Origin of the sequence: Vibrio sp. 1641 (genome assembly GCF_033339995.1) — a bacterium.
Taxonomy (GTDB): Bacteria; Pseudomonadota; Gammaproteobacteria; order Enterobacterales; family Vibrionaceae; genus Vibrio; species Vibrio alginolyticus.
The window spans coordinates 1-516 of the sequence record NZ_JAWOVP010000517.1 but is presented as its reverse complement, the minus strand read 5'-3'; the positions used below and the strand labels follow the sequence as shown (position 1 = coordinate 516).

Annotated in this window: 1 protein-coding gene; it reads left to right on the top strand. The window is 45.9% G+C overall.

Translation table 11 applies throughout. The features are described from left to right. Positions 1-22 precede the first annotated feature (22 nt). Positions 23-516: sulfite exporter TauE/SafE family protein (locus R7Z47_RS26880; RefSeq protein ID WP_318131030.1), on the top strand; the 494-nt coding region annotated here is incomplete at its 3' end.

The window sequence follows — 516 nt, the reverse complement described above, 5'->3', positions numbered from 1 at the left end:
ATAAGAAACCGTAGTATGTTTTATGAATCCTGATTTTTTAGGTGCTTTGCTTATCGGCCTTGTCGGGGCCGGCCATTGTATGGGGATGTGTGGTGGTATCGCATCCCTACTTTCCTTAGGTAGTTCAAGCTCAAAATCCTCCCCAACCATACCTTTATTCTACAACCTTGGACGACTCATCAGTTACGCCTTAATAGGCGCACTTGTCGGAGGTGCAATATCAGGATTATCGGAACTCAGTGGCTTAGCTCAATCTCTTGCGTGGCTGCGTTTTGTTGCCGCAATCTTCATGATTTTGGTTGCGTTATATATTGCGAAATGGTGGCAAGGTTTACTCATCGTAGAAAAGATGGGCCAGCACCTTTGGAAGTATATCTCTCCAGCTGGAAAAAGCCTTTTACCACTTAAAAAGCCAATACACGCACTGCCCTTTGGTTTTGTTTGGGGGTGGTTACCATGCGGGTTAGTTTATTCGGCATTAACATGGTCGGCGGTGTCCGGTAGCGCAGTAAATGG